The organism is uncultured Fibrobacter sp., from assembly GCF_947305105.1.
Lineage (GTDB): Bacteria > Fibrobacterota > Fibrobacteria > Fibrobacterales > Fibrobacteraceae > Fibrobacter.
On record NZ_CAMZCS010000033.1, the window covers coordinates 16437 to 32584 of the forward strand.

Genomic DNA, 16148 nt, shown 5'->3' on the forward strand with positions numbered 1-16148 from the left:
TACATCCATGTTTCTCCCCTTACCTGACGATTTCCATGCTCACCTCCGCCAGGGCGACTTGATGCCCGGCTACGTACGCGACCTTGTAGCCCAATTCGGGCGCGCCATCATCATGCCGAACACGATTCCCGCCATGACGAGCGCAAAGGCGATTGCCGAATACAAGGCGCAGATTTTGGATGCCGCAAAAGACGTGCGCCCGGATTTTGAACCGCTCATGACGTTCAAACTGAATCCGAATTACACGGAGCAAGATTTGAAAGACATGATGGCGGTAGGCGTTGTCGCAGGTAAATACTACCCAGCAGGCGTCACCACGAACAGCGCCGACGGCATCAGCGATTTCGAGGCGGTGTTCCCTGTGGTCGCGATGATGGAAAAACTTGGCCTTGTGCTTTGCGTACACGGCGAGGAGCCGGGCGAATTCTGCCTCGACCGCGAGCCCGCATTCATCAAGCGCGTAGAGACTCTTGCATCAAAGTTCCCGAAACTAAAAATCGTCTTTGAACATTTAAGTTCCGCAAAATCAGTCGAGGCGGTAAAGAGGCTGCCCGCAAACGTGGCGGCGACATTCACTGTACATCACCTGATGATGACGCTCGACGATGTAGTTGGCGACTCCCTCAGGCCGCATCACTTCTGCAAGCCTTTGCCGAAGCGGCCTGAAGACCGTGCCGCGATCCGCGAAGCGGCGTTCAGCGGGAACCCGAAATTCTTTCTCGGCACGGACTCCGCCCCGCACCAGCTGGGCAAAAAGGAATGCCCGTGCGGGGCGGCGGGCGTCTACAGCGCTCCCGTGGCTATTCCGCTGTTGGTACAGGAATTCGAAAAAGCCGGCCAACTCGACAAGCTTGCAAATTTCATCGGTGGTTTCGGTGCAGACTTTTACGGAATCCCGCGCACGACAAAGCAAATCGAAGTCGTGAAGGAACCGTGGACCGTGCCCGCCGTGGTGAATGGCGTGGTGCCGCTTGCCGCCGGGCAGACTCTCGAGTGGAAACTCAAGTAAGCTTCCCTCAAAAAAAATAAACAGAGACTTTGCGCGCCAGGGCAATTTTTTTTCAAATTTACGTTCCCTGACCCGCAAAAAATATACATTAAGAGCAAAAAACAATAGGTCTTTTCATGGCATTTTTTCGCGCTGTATTCTATTATATCCTAGTCTTCTCTGGAATGTGCATCTTGGGCCTTCCTTTCATGTTCTTCAAAGGCAAAATCCTGGGACGCTGGCAGGAAAGTACACAAATCTGTATTCCCTTCTTCAAGACCCTTTTCAAAATTTTCGGAGTCAAGCTCGAAGTCGTCGGCAAGGAGAACATTCCCGACCACAAGCAGTTCGTGATCGTCGCGAATCACCAGAGTTTCCTCGACATCAATGTCATCTGGCCATCCATCGCCATCACGGCATTCATCGCGAAGGCAGACCTTTGGAAAGTTCCTGTATTCAGCTGGGTACTCAATCATATCGGTTGCATTCCCGTACACAAGAACCCCCGCAAGAACCTCGGCATGGGCTCACTCGTCAAAGACCGCCTCGCACACGACTACACCATTTCGGTGTTCCCCGAAGGCCACCGCAGTAACGATGGGCGCATGCTCCCCTTCCAGAACGGGATTTTCCGCATGGCCAAGGAAAACGATTTGCCGTTGCTGCCGGTCACGCTTGTGGATACAGGCAAACGCCTCTCCAAGACAAAATGGGCGCAGGTTCCAGGTGTCGTTAAAATCGTCATCCATCCGCTACAGACGCCTGAAAGTTTCGCAGAAAAGTCCGTCATGCAACTGCGTGACGAAATCCACGACATGATTGAATCTGCACTGCCGTACAAGCAACAAGAAATTGCATCTGCCGCCGACAACGGCACAAAGGAGGCCTAGAATGGCTAAGAATTTACCGAGTGAAGAACAGATTATCGCTATCCTCCGTGACGAACCGATGGTCGGGAGCCGCCTGCGCAGCGCGCTCGGGCTGCCCAAGAAGCAGAAAATGGCATTCAAGCAGATGCTCGCCGACATGGTGGACCAGGGTCTTTTAAAACGTACGAGCCACAAGGAATACCAGCTCGGCGACGGGGAAAGCCTCGAAGAAAAGCGCGACAAGCGCATCAAGAAAATCGCGGAACAGCATCCCGAAGACAACCGCCGTCTGGGTGCCCGCAGCCGTCGCCAGAACGACAAGTCTACCGAGACCCGCGTCAAGCGCGGCATCCTCCACCAGACAGGCGAAGAAGAGTGGGAAGTCCACGAACTCGATACCGGCAAGGTGTACGAGATGTGCCACCGCAGGCAAGCCCCGGGCAAGGAAGGCGAGACCATCAGCTTCACGCTGTACCCACACCCGAAACTCAAGCACAGCTACCTCGCCAAGGTGGACCACAGCGCCGACGCTCTGAACATCTCTTGGGACGAAGTCAAGACGAAGTTCATGAACGATGCGAACCTCCCCAAGGATTTCCCGCCCGCCGTGAAGAAATACGTGGACAGCGTCAAGGAACCCTGCGGCAAAGATTTCAAGGGCCGCGTAGATTACAGGCAGACGACGATTCTCTGCATCGACCCCGAAGGCGCCATGGACCACGACGACGCCATCAGCGTAGAACGCACGCCTAAGGGCGGCTACAAGCTGGGCGTACATATCGCCGACGTGAGCTACTATGTGCCCGAAGGTAGCGAACTCGACGAAGAGGCTCTGGAAAGGAGCTACACGCAGTACCTGCCGTGGACCGCCGTGCCGATGCTCCCCGAAAAACTTTCGAGCAACGTGTGTAGCCTGCACCAGGGCGTAGACCGTTGCGCATTCACCTGCATGATGGAACTCGACAAGAACGCAAACGTACTCAGCTGGGATTTCCACCGCAGCATCGTGAAAATTACCAAGTCCATCACCTACGAACAGGCGATGGAAATGATGAAGGAAGGCGACGACGACATCAAGGCACTCGCCGAAGTGACCGCACTCCTCAAGAAGAACCGCACCAAGGACGGCCTCCTGGAATTCCAGAGCACCGAATTCGGCTGCAAGTTCAACGAGAAAGGCGAACCGGAAAAAATTTACCCGCGCCTCACCGACGAAAGCAATTCGTGGGTGGAAGAGTGCATGCTCATCGCGAACAACTGCTGCGCCAAGGAACTCAAGAAGCGCAAGCTCCAGGGCATCTACCGTATCCACGAAGCGCCCGACACAAAGGACATCATGGAACTGTACTACATGTATCCGGACCTGTTCAAGGATTCTCCGGTGATGTTGCGCGACTTGGGCAAACCCCGCAGCGGCGACACGAACCTGAACCCGACAGCCTTCAAGCTGTACGAGCACCTGGTGAAGCGCGCCGAGGGCGACGAGACGCTCACGAACCGCATTTTGCGCAGCATGCAGAAGGCGCACTACGACAGCAACAGCTTTGGCCACTTCGCGCTGAACTGGCAGGACTACGCGCACTTCACGAGCCCCATCCGCCGCTACGCCGACCTTTGGTGCCACCGCGAATTGGCGCGCAAGGGCAAGGAAATCAATGCCGAACGCAAGAACAGCGTGATTGAAGTTTGCGATTTGATTTCGGCGAACGAAGTCAAGAACCAGAAAATCGAACGCATCGCCATCAAGGTGTGCAGCTGCTGGATTTTGAAGAGCCGTATCGGCGACGACTTCGAAGCGACCGTCACGGGTATTGAAGAATGGGGCATCTACGTTTCCATCGCCGACCCGATTGCCGAAGGGCTCGTGCGCTTCCGCGACATCGCGGGCGATGACTTCTACGTGTTCAACCCAGACCAAGGTCTTGCCTTCGGCAAGAAGAGCGGGCGCACGTTCCGCCGCGGCGACAAGGTGCTTGTGCGCCTTCTGAGGGTGGACCCTCTGCGCGGTCAGGCGGACTTCAGCATCATCGAGAAACTCAGTTCCGAACCGAAAAAGCGCCGCCGTCAGGGAGACCGCAGCAACGAGGAACGCGCCGACCGCGCCGCCGCGGCGGAAGCCCTCGGCTACGTCAGCCAGCCCGACTTTGACGACGAACCGGAATACGCCTCCGCAGGGAGCCACAAGAACCGTGGTGGCCGCAAGGGCAATTCACGCGGGGGCAAGTTCGATGCCGACGCCCCGAGTTTCGAGCGCACCGGACGTGGGCCACGTAACCGTGCCGAACGCCGTGCAGCCCTGCAGGGCGACGATTTCCACGTAGCAAGCAAACCGCGCAAGACAAAGGGCGGACGCTTCCGCAAGAGGTAATATGCCGAGCTACAGGAAAGTCGCACTCTACGCCAGCTACCAGACCGGAAAAGACCTTCCCGGCTATGTGCGTTTTGCACTTTCGCGCCTAGCCAAGACCGATTTCCATGTCGTTCTCCTGACAAACGAGCGCGAACTTTCCGCACAAACATACGAGTTCATCGCCGATAACGATATTGAACTCTTCTTGACGCAGAACCACGGTTTTGACTTTGGCATGTGGCACCGTTACCTCAAACTCAAAGTCAACAGCCCCGCCGCGAACGGCACGCAAGATGCCATGGGGAACCTGGACCGCCTCCTGGTGCTGAACGACTCTATCGTCTATTTCCAGGACCATTTCGAGAGGTTCTTCGCCGAAGCCGAAAAAAGCAGCGCCGACGTGGTCTCGCTCACGAGCAGCAACGAGATTTTCCCTCACCTCCAGTCATTCTTCTTGTACATGAAGCAACCCGCCCTCGGTGCATTCTTCATGCACATCTTCGAAACTCCCGAACAGGACAGTTTCGAAGCGACCGTCCGCAACATGGAAGTCGGCCTGAGCGGAAAATTCGTGGAAGCGGAAGTCCGCATGGAGGCTCTCTACCCCACGACCGGCAGCCCCCTATTTTCCTACAAAGACCTAATTGAACAGGATGCAGGCTTTGTCAAACGCAAACTCCTGCAACGCCGTTTCAAATTCAAGGAGAAGGTCCACTTCATCCGCAACGGAGCTTACGACGCACTCAACGCCGATTACCGTAAAATGGCGAAAGACGCCGGACTGGACGCCAACTTCAAGGAAGAATGGTTGCCGCGCCCCATCGGGGGCAAGGCACTGCAAACAGCGAACCAACTGTGGGAAAAGGCCTTCGAAAAAATCGGCTGGCCCGTGCTGCGCACCCTTATCAAGGCCAAGTACAAAATACTGCGCAAGCCTCTCAAGGGCGATGAGTACAAGTAGCGCTGCTACTTGGCTTTAAAGAAAGTGGTTACCTGGATGGAATCCTTTTCCCCCACCCCGTTTTCGTAATGCATGAATCCCAGTGTCCAGGTAACCGTAGAATCTGACTTCATATTGATATTTTCAAACACATATTCTCTAGCGCTGACACGGCGTTTCGCAGGCCATGTGCGGTTGACGTCTACAAGTTCCGCAAAATCATAAGCGTTTTTCACACGCATGACAACTACCGGGAACCCCGTAAAAGACAATTGTGAATTGACAACAATGCGATTGTTCCCACCCAGCTGGGGGTCGCGCACATCCAAGGTGTCGAAGAAATCGCGCATCGCGGTAGAATCGAACGGATGCTCCCCCAAATCATAAACATATTCCGGCGGGATATAATCGGTCAGGCGATTCTTGCCATAGTTGATAAAGGTCGTATCGTATTTCTTCGTGAACGTATTCCGGAACAAAGTATCCTTATGGATAGTATCCGTCAAGACAACGACCGGAACCGAATCAGGATAGATTTCCATCTTTTTATATTCAAGGTCCGGATTGATCATCGGCTGCATGGCATATTTACACGAAAACGACTCTTCTTCCATATCGCACGTCAATCGAGTCGATTCACGCAACACCGTATCCAGATGGTTCGCCGAATCTCTATATATAAATGACGTATAGGACGATTCTATTTCTACTTCCTTATCAACCGTGTCTTTATAGACAACAATGGTATCATGGACATAAATCGTATCGGCAGCATTTTTTTTCGCAAACGAATTCTGGGGCGCAGAATCCGCATAAGGCCCATCGGCAGGGCCGAGGACTAGTTCTTCATTTGAAGTGCAGGCCACAAGGAGCGCTACCGCAAACGCCAAAAGGAACAGAATCCACACAAATTGCAAAATATGTAAGAATGTCCAACGCATACAAAACCGTCATCCCCGCAATAAAAATAACACTTTTCAAAAAAAAGGAAATTTTTTTATACAATCCGCACAAAAGCGTATTTGACGTCACAACATTTTGTCTTAAAACGTCCCGTCAAAGCAGGAACAACATATTTTTTTCGTAATTTATCCGTACCGGGGAAATCTTTAGTTTTTTCACCAGCCCGTAATGCCGATAATCATAGTTTATCCGCACAATTGGAATCACGAGGCGTTGAAATTTCCACGGCAAATCTTCCTTCGTTTCCGCAGCTATTGTTTTTTACCGGAATTCGTCCTCCACCTCTTATATGATCAATCCAGTATATACGTCTATTTTTTTGATGAAAAGACCACTCATATTCAATAAACGGATATTTTTCATTATCACAAAATACATCCATGTCCAATCTGCATTTTATCTCATCCTTCCCATGCCATATAGGATTTTCAGTTTTTACCTCGTACGTAAAAAGCCCCAATCCATCCTCGTTGCGATACTCATGATTCTTAAAGCCATGAACAGAATCAGGGTACCCAAGCAGAACGCCATCCCTGTTGGAGATGAGAACTGAATCATCGCATGTAATCGTTGCCCAGGCAGAATCTACACCATTAGGGTTGGACACATACACCTCGTTTATGCAAGGAGAAAAAGAACCACTAGGATCTTGGTCCAAAAGGCACCCTGACAGCAAAAGCATCAATAAGAAAAAAAATATTCCCTTCATGTTATAAATATATACAAAAGATCCCCGGCGTTGCCGGGGACCTTGCACAATACTTTCTTTTTCGCCTTTACTTCACGATTTTGGCGTCTTCCACCTTCTTGCCATTGATGGTCTTGGGGGCAGAGCCTGTGTCGCGGCGGATTATCTTGTACTGGATAATGCTCCAGATGTTAGAAACAATCCAGTAGAGCACGAGGCCGGAGGGCATCACCGCGCTGAACAGGAACATCATTGCGGGCATCATCCACACCATCATCTTCTGCTGGGCGGGGTCCATGCCGGCGCTGCCGCTCATGGTAACCTTTGTCTGGAAGTATGTGGTGACCACCATGATAATCGGGAGCAATGCGAGACCCGACGGCATGAGGTACGGAATCGAGATGCCGCTCCAAATCACGTCGCTGCGGCTGAGGTCAGAAATCCAGAGGAACGCGGGCATGCCACGGAGTTCGATGGCGCGGCCGAGCACAAAGAAGAGGCCCATGAAAATCGGCATCTGGATGAGCATCGGGAGGCAGCCGCCGGAGCAACTGGCGAGCGGGTTCACGCCGTTCTTGGAATAGAGTTCCATGATGGCAGCCTGCTTCTTCTGCGGATCGCTCCTGTACTTCACGTTGATTTCGTCGAGCTGCGGCTTGAGCTTGCTCATGGCCGAGGTGGACTTCATCTGTTTCACGGTGAACGGGGTCGTGATGCCGCGGACAATGAAGGTCACGAGGATGATGGCGACACCGTAGTTCGGAATCATGGAGAAGAAGAACTTGAGGAGCTTGAGCAGCATGGCGCAAATCCACACGAACCACACGTCGGCACCGCACCATTTCCAGCCGCTCACGATAACCTTCTCGTAACCCTTGCCGTAGGGAGAAACTTCGTCCCAAGAAAGCGGAAGGACCATGAAGTCGTAGCTGAGAGAATCCGAACCGCGGAGATCGTCGGTAACGGCAATCTTGTAGGTGCCCGGATCATATTCGTTGTCGGCAATCTTCATCGGCTTCGCTTCGAGCGTCGCGGGGACCGGGGTATCGAACTGCACGGCCATGGCGACGTACTTGCGACGGATACCCGCCCAAGACATGTTGCCGTCGTTGAACTTTTCAGGATCGCGGACCATTTCGCGTTCCACGCCGCTACCGGCGCTGTAAATCACTTCGCTAAAGAAGTAGCTCGTACCGCCAAAGCTCTTGCCCTTCGGGATAACTTCGGTTTCCTTCATGCCGCCCTTCCAGGCCAGTTCGTAGGCTTCGGGCTTGAACCCGACAAACTTGTTCACTTGGCGCACGGCGGCGCCGTCCTTGGTAAATCCGTAGCTGCGAACGACCTTGTTGCCGTTAGCATCGGAGAACACGAACTCGACCGTAGCCTTGTCATCGACAACAATCTTTTCGGGAGCGTCAACCGCGAACATGGCTTCGCTCAAGTCGGCCTTGCCAAGCTTGAGGTCGAGGGCACCGAGCGCCGTATCCTGGATGAGTTCGGGGAAAGCGCCCGTAGAATCGGGAAGCGCCTTCACAATAACACTCTGCACCTTGCCGCCCTTGTTGCTGAGCGTCATGATGAACTTTTCGGTTTCGACGACAACCGTACGCGGCTCGACAACGACCGGGGCGGGCACGGAGGCGGAATCCACAGCTGAATCCGACGGGGCTACGCTAGAATCCTCGGAAGAACCGGCATCGCCCAGCACCGGGGCAGCCTTGAGTTCGGGGGTCTTGGTCGGGAGCACCAGTTCGCTTGCAACAGAAGAATCCTTCTGCACTTCCGCAGCGGCAGCCTTCTTCGCCTTGGCTTGGGCAGCGGCCTGGGCTTCGGCATTAGCAGCGTTCGTCGTCATCCACCAGATGACAATCGCAGCGATAAGGATGGAACCGATAATGGTATTCTTGTTCATCTTTTTTCCTTGGGAGGCGGTACAGGATCGTATCCGCCTTTACAGAATGGGTTGCATCTCAAGACTCTAAAAACCGCAAGATAGAAACCTTTGAAGGGTCCGTGCACCCGCAGAGCCTCGATTGCATACTGGGAGCACGTCGGCTGGAACCTGCACACACCCCGGAAGAAGAAGGGGTGAATCAGCTGGTACAACCGGATAGGCAGCACAAGTGCCGCAGAAAGTACGTTCTTAACCTTTTGCCACATCCGCAGGCCCATCCCATTCCATCTTGTGAAAAATCTTCAGGGCAGATTCGCGAAGGCATTCCGGGGACATCTCACTGGCACTGACGGTCACAACGACCATGGCCCACACGGGCTTCTTTATCGAGGGGACCATCCCAAAAAACAAAGGCCGCAAGACCCTGCGACACTTGTTGCGGTAAACCGCGTTACCGTTTTTCTTTTTTGCCAAAAAGCAGAAACGACAATAGCCGTCCGGGCTTTCAATCCACTTCATCGATAACGATGGAGAGCGGACGAATTTCCCTTGGACGGCGACTTGCCGATAAGCGGGTTGCGTCGGCAGACGATAAGAACGCAGAGTGGCTATGAGCCAACCTCCGACTTACTTCTTGTAGACGGAATCGCTGACAGTGAGACGCTTGCGGCCCTTGGCACGACGACGGCTCAAAACGGCGCGACCCCAGCGGTCTTCCATACGAGCCATGAAACCATGCTTGTTGACACGCTTACGATTGTGAGGCTGGAATGTTCTTTTCATTGTTTTAACCTTTATAAAAAAGCGATTTTTTGGAACTCAAATTTAGTAAAAAGCCTGCATAAATCAAGGGGTTAGAAAGCGCCAAAGCCGTTTTTTGAGCAATTTTCACGACTTATTAACATTTTACTCACCCTGCATCACCGGAAGAACGCATACGCTTGCGGGCGCGGGAGCCCGGACGGTTGCGGCGGTGCTTTTTCTTGAAGGGGGCCGGCTGCGCATCTCCCGCCTTCGCAACAGGGGCTTGTTTCACGGCAGGTTTCTGTGCGTTTTGGAACTTCTGGGGGTTCTGGGGGTTCTGCACCTTCTTTTCGCCGCCCTGCTTTTTCCCTTGGGCGTTCCCAGAATTTTCGCGGCGAGCCTTGTCGCGAGGCATCCTGCCACGTGCATTGCGGAATTCGCTTTCGGGAGTCTCTTTTTGCGGGGGCGGGAGTCTGTCGAAGACAGACTTATCCCCTTCGGGGATGCGCACGCGGGTCAGCTTTTCGATGGCACGCAAGTCCTGCTCCTCGTCGGGAGCGCAGAACGCGATGGCGACCCCGTCCTTGCCCGCGCGCGCCGTCCGCCCGATGCGGTGAACGAACGTTTCCGGCTCGTTGGGCAAATCGTAATTGAACACGTGGCTCACGTCGTCCACATCGATGCCTCGGGCGGCAATGTCTGTCGCCACCAGCACGCGAATTTCCTCTTTCTTGAACTTTCCGAGCGCTTCCTGGCGGCGGTTCTGGCTCTTGTTGCCATGGATGGCGGAGCACTTCACGCCCGCCTTTTCGAGCACGCGGACAATCTTGTCGGCACCGTGTTTCGTGCGGCAGAAAACGAGCACCTTTTGCATCTCGGGATGGCCGGCGAGCAGTTCCTTGAGAAGCGCTCCCTTGCGGCGCTTATCGATGCGGTAAAGTTCCTGGTGGATGCGCTCGATGGGCGTACTCTGCGGAGCAACCTCGACGCGCACCGGATCTGCATGGAGAATCGATTTCGCCAAATCCAGAATGCTGTCGGGCATGGTCGCGCTGAAGAACAGATTCTGCCTATTCTGCGGCAAGAGCGCCACCACCTTGCGGATGTCGTGGATAAAGCCCATGTCAAGCATGCGGTCGGCCTCATCCAGCACAAAGACTTCCAGCTTCTTGAGGCTCACCGCCTTCTGGCCAATCAAGTCGAGCAGGCGCCCCGGAGTCGCGACAAGCACATCGACGCCACGGATAAGGTTCCTCTTTTGCGAAGCATCGTTCACGCCGCCGAAAATGCAGGCCGTCGATATCGCCGTGAACTGGGCGTACTGCCTAAAGCACTCCTCCACCTGGATGGCGAGTTCGCGGGTCGGGAGCAGCACCAGCACGCGGCACGTCTTGGGAGCGCGGAAATTGCCCGACTCCAGCAGCCGCTGCAAAATGGGGAGCGCGAACGCGGCCGTCTTTCCCGTTCCCGTCTGGGCAATCCCCAGCAAGTCACGGCCTTCCAAAAGGCTCGGGATGGACTTTTCCTGGATCGGGGTGGGAGTTTCGTAGCCGACTGCACGAATGGCACGCTGCAAAGGGTTAGCAAGGGGTAAATCCGCAAACATCATAATAGGGCCAAATATAGAAAAACGGGGAAGCCCCCGCCAAATACTTGGTCAATGCGTCACTTCAGCGAACGCAATAGCGTTTTCTGCCCGTCGGTGATGCGGTAGCTCTCGCAGGCCTTCTGGATGGACTTCGCGTGAATCCACGGCGAAAGCTTGCGGCCCTTGATGTAGGGGAACGTCGCATCCCACTGCTTGGCAAGCGCCGTCGCGATGTACCAGGCAATGACCATCTGCACGTAGTAGCGGTCCGTGGGGCGCGCGGCATTTATCGCAGACTTTGCGGCGCCGGTATCGGAATCGTCGAACAGGTTCTCGTCTATCGCGGCGACCATTTCCAGATGCTTCTTGTCGAAACGCCCGTCCAGGAAAAAGTTCATGAGCATGTTCACGCCGAAACGCACCGTGTAGGGCTTGCTCGACTTGAGCCACGCCTTGATGCGGGCCAAGAAGCGAGATTCGTCCTTGAGCAACGCCTTCGGGGACTTGCCGTCGCACACCGCCCAGTTGTCGATGTAGGGCAAGAACTGTTCAATGCGGCGCAGGCACTCGTCAAAATCCTTGATGCGCTCGACCACAAAGAGGTGGACCTGGTTTTCTTCGAAATACCGATGCGGAAGCTTGTCCAAAAAGCTCGAGACATCCTTCGGCAAGGTTTTTGCGGCAAACTCCTTCGCAATTTTCCGCATCGTAGGCACGCGCACGCCGATAATCTTTTTCTTGTCGATGTTCGGCAACAGCGATGCATGAAAGTCCCTGTATTTCAGGTCCTGTTCGGCAAGGAGTCGCTTGACAAGTTCGGCGGGAGTCATACTATTCCGCCTTCGTTTCTTTCGGTTTGATTCTTGCACTCAAATAGCTGAGCACCAAGTTCTGCCACACCACATAGCACGTAGGCGCAAGCGCCACGACAGGGCCTGCGTACAAAGTCGCAATCCAGATGACGAGCGTCGTGTTTTTCTGGCCCATGCTCTGCGCACTTTCAATCGGGCGACGGTTCCTTTCGACATACCAACCGAGGGCATAAAGAAGAATGCAAAGAATCAGCGAAACGCCCGCCATCATCGGGAGTTTTCCGCTATTCCATAAATCCCAGAAACCCATCTCGCGGATATCGTAGCTTGCCTTGGCAAGAATCACGAACACGGAGAAAGTCCAGATGAACATCGTGTACTTCTGGAATTTGGCAGCGCGGTCAGCGAGTTCTGGGTAGAACGCGCGGAGGCCCAGCGCAAAAGCAAGCGGGATGCTGATGATGGGCTGGATGGTATTGAAAATCTTCATCGAAATGTCTTGCAGGCTCGCATCCGTGCCGGTCAAGTAACCGAACACAATCGGGATGGAGAAGCAAGCGATGAGGTTTCCACTCAAAAAAATCTTCAAGGCGAGAGAAGCCGAACCGCCGAGCATCTTGGCCATCGCCGGGGCAGCATTTGCAGGCGGGCAGAGCGCGATGATAGCACCACCGAGCAACACTTCACGAGGCAGGCTGAACAATTCAACAATTCCAGCGAGGGCGGCAACAAGCAAAAGGCTTACCAAGAGAGCACGAATCTCTATCTTGAACGTGTAGCCGTGCGTTTGCGGAGGAATCTTCGTCACGAAAGTCAAAAACATCATCGAGCCGATTAAGAACGGCATCATCGGCGAAAGCACATGCGCCTGCGGGAGCAAAATCCCGAGGATAATCGCAACCGGCATGAGTATTGCACGTAGATTCTTCATAACGCGCCCAAATGTAGAAATTAGAGACGACCCCTACGATTCAAACGGACGGACTCGCAGCGTGACGCCCAAATCTTCACAGGTTTTGCGGCAAATCTCGATTTTTTCTTCGGGCATCACCTTCTCGACGACGGTCATGACCACGTTCTTCACGTGGGCCTTCGCGAGCACAGCGAATTCCTTGAGGGCATCATAAGACTTGATGCCAAACTTGGAACGCGTGAGTGCCAAGAATTCTTCGGCATCCGGGGCGTTCAGCGAAATCGAGACGGTATCGAAACGCCCTTCAAGTTCAGGCGTGATATCCTTGCCATGAATCAGGTTCGCAAGGCCATTCGTGTTAAGGCGCACCTTCAAGTTCGGGTACTTCGCCTTGAGCTTGTCAATCACGCTGCATACGTCGTAAAGGCGTTCGAGCGGTTCGCCGTATCCGCAGAAAATCAGTTCGTTGATGACGTTGAGGTCGTACGCATCAAAAATTTCCATCACCTGGTCAACGCTCGGGTCGCCGCCCTTGAGCCAGAGCGTATTGCCTTCCATCATCTTCTTTGTCTGGCGCAGGCAAAACACGCAGTTGCACGGGCAACGGTTCGTCATGTTCACGTAGATGTTCTTGCCGGTAATGTCGCCACTGTTGGCGATATCCAAATAGCCCGCCTGCCCGACGGTTCCTGTTACAGTATAAACTATCATTTAGTCCTCCATCAAGTCGCGAAGGTACATCTCGACGCTTAAACCCCAGTGCATGGGGACATTGTTCTCTTCGCAGTAGCGGATGCACTTGGACGCAAATTCGGCGGCTTTCTTTACCGACTCGTAAAAATCGTGGCCGTTCAGGTACATGCCGGCAATGACAGCGCTTATCACGTCGCCCGTTCCGCTGCGGTCGCCACCGATGCGGTCGGCCATCACGATTTTCGGTTCTTCGCCCTTGCTGTAAACGAAATTCATGATTTGCTTGCTACTGTAATGGATGCCCGTCACCACGATGTGTTCGGGGCCCTGTTCGGCAAGCGTCTTGCACATGTTCTCGATTTCGACAGGAGTGAGTTTGCCGTCGCGGTAATCGGAGCCCGTGAGCGAACAGAGCTCGGTAAGGTTCGGCGTGAGGATGTCGGCGTAGCTTACCAAAGCGCGCATCTTTTCGCACAAACTAGGCGTGTACGTTTCGTAGAGACGCCCGTAGTCGCCCATCACCGGGTCTATGAGCGTGAACACGCCGTTTTTCTTGAATGTCTTGATGAAGTCGATGACGATGTCCACCTGTTCCTCAGAGCCGAGGAAGCCGGTTGCGATGGCGTCGAAGCTCATGTCCAGATCCTTGTACGTCTGGATGTAGTCGCGCATCTTGGAGGTGTAATCGTCAAAGAAATACTTGGGGAACTGCGTATGTGTCGAGAGGATTGCGGTAGGCACTGCGACCGCCTGGATTTTCATGGCCGAGATGACGGGAGCCATGACGGCAACCGAGCAGCGGCCGAATCCGGTGATATCGTTGATGAGGGCAATCTTCTTCTGTGGCATAGCAATTACAAATTTAAAAATTAATCAACAGTAATGGTTCTTATGTTTTATTCGTTATTTTATTTTTTCTCAAGAAAAGCGTTATGCGGGAGGGGCCCCAGCTCAGAGTTGCGAAGGCCGCACGGGCCCCTCCCTGCACCCTCCCCATCCTTGGCCGACGCTTCCATTCTCTAAACGACAACTTATTTTCCTTTTTCTATTACTAACTATCTCGCTACAACTAGGTCTCTTTTTTTCTAATTAGCACGCGGGTGGAGGCGAGGGCTGCCGATACGATGACGGCAAGGAGCGTAGGGCCGAGGAAAACGGAATCCTGGTGTACGGCCACCTGATAGACAACAAAGCCCGCAAGCCAAGAGAAAAGGTTCCAGAGCCAGAAAGATTTCTTGGGTTCAGAACTGCGCTCGAAGTAAAAAGAGACAAGCAGCACCGCAGCCATGGGCGCGAACACCGACGCAATCAAGTACAAAAAGCTAATGTAGTGTTCCATTATTCCCGAGATGGCAAGGGCGGCGCTCAAAAGGCTCACGACAACGCCCGCAACCTTCGGGTTGATTTTGCCGTAAATTGCCTTGGAAGATTCGCCTGCGGAGTTCGCGGCAAGGAAGTTCGTCGTGACGGTCGAGAGCACCACGATGATGATGCCCGGGATGCCGAGACCCGCAAGAAGGATGGCCTGCGCGATATTGTTGTTTGCACCGATGCCTGCAATCTCGATGCCGATGATGTACATCCAGAGGCTCGCGAACGTGTAGGCCGCCGCAGAAACTGCGGTTGCCTTCACCGGATTTTCCACGTCTTTCGTGTAGTCCGAAATCACCGGAAGCCAGGAGATGGGCATAGCGATGGAAATCTCGAAGATATTCCAGAAGCCGAGTAGCGCCACGGAACCAGCGGCGGCCCCGGCGGCAACGCCGGCGACGGTCGTGCCCGAAGCATCGTTAATTCCAAATAACTTAACAGAAAGAACTGCAAGCAAAATGGCGAGAGCGGCCATCACGACCGTCGTCACGGTCGCGGAGCGCCTGAGCCCCACAAAAACCCAAATGGCAATCAAGACCGCAAGAATAACGCAAGTGAGCGGGAAAGAGATGGGCAGGCTCAGGCCCGCTAGTGCTGAAGCGCCCTGCGCGTTCAGCACGGCCACCCACGCGAGCAACTGGAAAACGTTCAGGGCGGCAAAGAACCTGGAACCATACTTGCCGAATGTGGAAGCGGTCGTTTCCATCGCGTTCAGGCGCACGCGCGCCCCGATAAGGCCCACGAAGAACAGGAGGATGCCGCCAAGCACGTGGCCGAAGATAAGCGGGAGCCAGAGGGAATCACCGGCAGCAGCACCGATTTCGATACCCGCCTCGATTTCGGAAACCGAGATGGCGACACCGAACCAGATGATTCCATTCGAAAAGAGACCCGTACGTTTTTCCATTGAGTACCTCCACGAGGTTTTAAAGACGGCGCAAAAATAGAAATGCGAGTGTTATAGAACAAGGCTTGAACTAATACCATTTTCGTATGGTGCGTTATAGATTTTCACTATAATTCTAAAAGAACAAACTAAAAAGGCCGCCCCGCATGGGACGACCAATTTAATTGTAGCCTGAGATCCTTCGACTTCGCCTTACGGCTTCGCTCAGGATGACACACAGTTTTTTCAGCAGCGGCATCACTGTCTACTGCCTACTTCCTACTGTCTACTAATTAGTTTCCGCGTTCGAAGCGGATGAAGTTCACGACCTTCAAGCTAGAAAGACCGAGCTGCTTGGCAACGACTTCCTGGAGGTAGTCCTTGACAGAGAGCTTCTTCGGGTTCTTTTCAGACATGAAGAATTCCTGGTCTTCGAGAACGATTTCCTT

Annotated in this window: 16 protein-coding genes; 4 read left to right on the forward strand and 12 right to left on the reverse strand. The window is 53.8% G+C overall.

Features of this window, described 5'->3' with window-relative positions; all coding sequences use genetic code 11:
• Window positions 1–7: 7 nt before the first annotated feature.
• From pyrC to Q0Y46_RS12345, 4 genes are all read left to right on the forward strand, one after another.
• Window positions 8–1009: a dihydroorotase gene (gene pyrC, locus Q0Y46_RS12330; RefSeq protein ID WP_297947729.1), complete on the forward strand. Its 1002-nt coding sequence runs from the start codon at window positions 8–10 to the stop codon at window positions 1007–1009.
• A 188-nt stretch (window positions 1010–1197) separates the two neighbouring features.
• Window positions 1198–1878, forward strand: coding sequence for a lysophospholipid acyltransferase family protein (locus Q0Y46_RS12335; RefSeq protein WP_297947731.1), 681 nt, complete (start codon window positions 1198–1200; stop codon window positions 1876–1878).
• Between the two features lies 1 nt (window position 1879).
• Complete coding sequence (locus Q0Y46_RS12340; protein ID WP_297947733.1) at window positions 1880–4225, forward strand: RNB domain-containing ribonuclease; 2346 nt, start codon at window positions 1880–1882, stop codon at window positions 4223–4225.
• Window position 4226: 1 nt separating this feature from the next.
• Entirely contained in the window at window positions 4227–5168 is a 942-nt protein-coding gene (locus Q0Y46_RS12345) for a hypothetical protein (RefSeq protein ID WP_297947734.1), read from the forward strand.
• Window positions 5169–5173: 5 nt separating this feature from the next.
• Here the strand turns inward: Q0Y46_RS12345 and Q0Y46_RS12350 are convergent, their stop codons facing one another.
• The 12 genes from Q0Y46_RS12350 to Q0Y46_RS12405 form a co-directional block, all read right to left on the reverse strand.
• Window positions 5174–6055, reverse strand: a complete 882-nt coding sequence (locus tag Q0Y46_RS12350; RefSeq protein ID WP_297947736.1) for a hypothetical protein — start codon at window positions 6053–6055, stop codon at window positions 5174–5176.
• 233 nt (window positions 6056–6288) lie between these two features.
• On the reverse strand, window positions 6289–6819 hold the full coding sequence (locus Q0Y46_RS12355) for a hypothetical protein (RefSeq protein ID WP_297947738.1): 531 nt from the start codon (window positions 6817–6819) through the stop codon (window positions 6289–6291).
• 67 nt (window positions 6820–6886) lie between these two features.
• Window positions 6887–8710, reverse strand: coding sequence for a YidC/Oxa1 family insertase periplasmic-domain containing protein (locus Q0Y46_RS12360; RefSeq protein ID WP_297947740.1), 1824 nt, complete (start codon window positions 8708–8710; stop codon window positions 6887–6889).
• Entirely contained in the window at window positions 8707–8970 is a 264-nt protein-coding gene (gene yidD, locus Q0Y46_RS12365) for a membrane protein insertion efficiency factor YidD (RefSeq protein ID WP_366522529.1), read from the reverse strand. Before yidD ends, Q0Y46_RS12360 begins: the two co-directional genes overlap by 4 nt.
• Window positions 8942–9304 (reverse strand): ribonuclease P protein component, encoded by a 363-nt coding sequence (locus Q0Y46_RS12370; RefSeq protein ID WP_366522530.1) that lies wholly within the window; start codon window positions 9302–9304, stop codon window positions 8942–8944. The genes yidD and Q0Y46_RS12370 overlap by 29 nt, the downstream gene beginning before the upstream one ends.
• A 15-nt stretch (window positions 9305–9319) precedes the next feature.
• Window positions 9320–9475, reverse strand: coding sequence for a 50S ribosomal protein L34 (gene rpmH / locus Q0Y46_RS12375; RefSeq protein WP_290958403.1), 156 nt, complete (start codon window positions 9473–9475; stop codon window positions 9320–9322).
• Window positions 9476–9602: 127 nt separating this feature from the next.
• Window positions 9603–11045 carry a DEAD/DEAH box helicase gene (locus Q0Y46_RS12380; protein ID WP_295678582.1) on the reverse strand — a complete coding sequence of 481 codons (1443 nt, stop codon included), beginning with the start codon at window positions 11043–11045 and terminating at the stop codon, window positions 9603–9605.
• 56 nt (window positions 11046–11101) lie between these two features.
• Window positions 11102–11854, reverse strand: coding sequence for a DNA alkylation repair protein (locus tag Q0Y46_RS12385; protein ID WP_297947743.1), 753 nt, complete (start codon window positions 11852–11854; stop codon window positions 11102–11104).
• A 1-nt stretch (window position 11855) separates the two neighbouring features.
• Entirely contained in the window at window positions 11856–12767 is a 912-nt protein-coding gene (locus Q0Y46_RS12390) for a hypothetical protein (RefSeq protein WP_297947745.1), read from the reverse strand.
• A gap of 33 nt (window positions 12768–12800) precedes the next feature.
• Window positions 12801–13460: a TatD family nuclease-associated radical SAM protein gene (locus Q0Y46_RS12395; protein WP_295678575.1), complete on the reverse strand. Its 660-nt coding sequence runs from the start codon at window positions 13458–13460 to the stop codon at window positions 12801–12803.
• Window positions 13461–14291 carry a pyridoxamine kinase gene (locus tag Q0Y46_RS12400; RefSeq protein ID WP_297947747.1) on the reverse strand — a complete coding sequence of 277 codons (831 nt, stop codon included), beginning with the start codon at window positions 14289–14291 and terminating at the stop codon, window positions 13461–13463. It abuts the gene before it with no gap.
• Between the two features lie 220 nt (window positions 14292–14511).
• Complete coding sequence (locus tag Q0Y46_RS12405; protein WP_297947749.1) at window positions 14512–15720, reverse strand: cytosine permease; 1209 nt, start codon at window positions 15718–15720, stop codon at window positions 14512–14514.
• Window positions 15721–16148 lie beyond the last annotated feature (428 nt).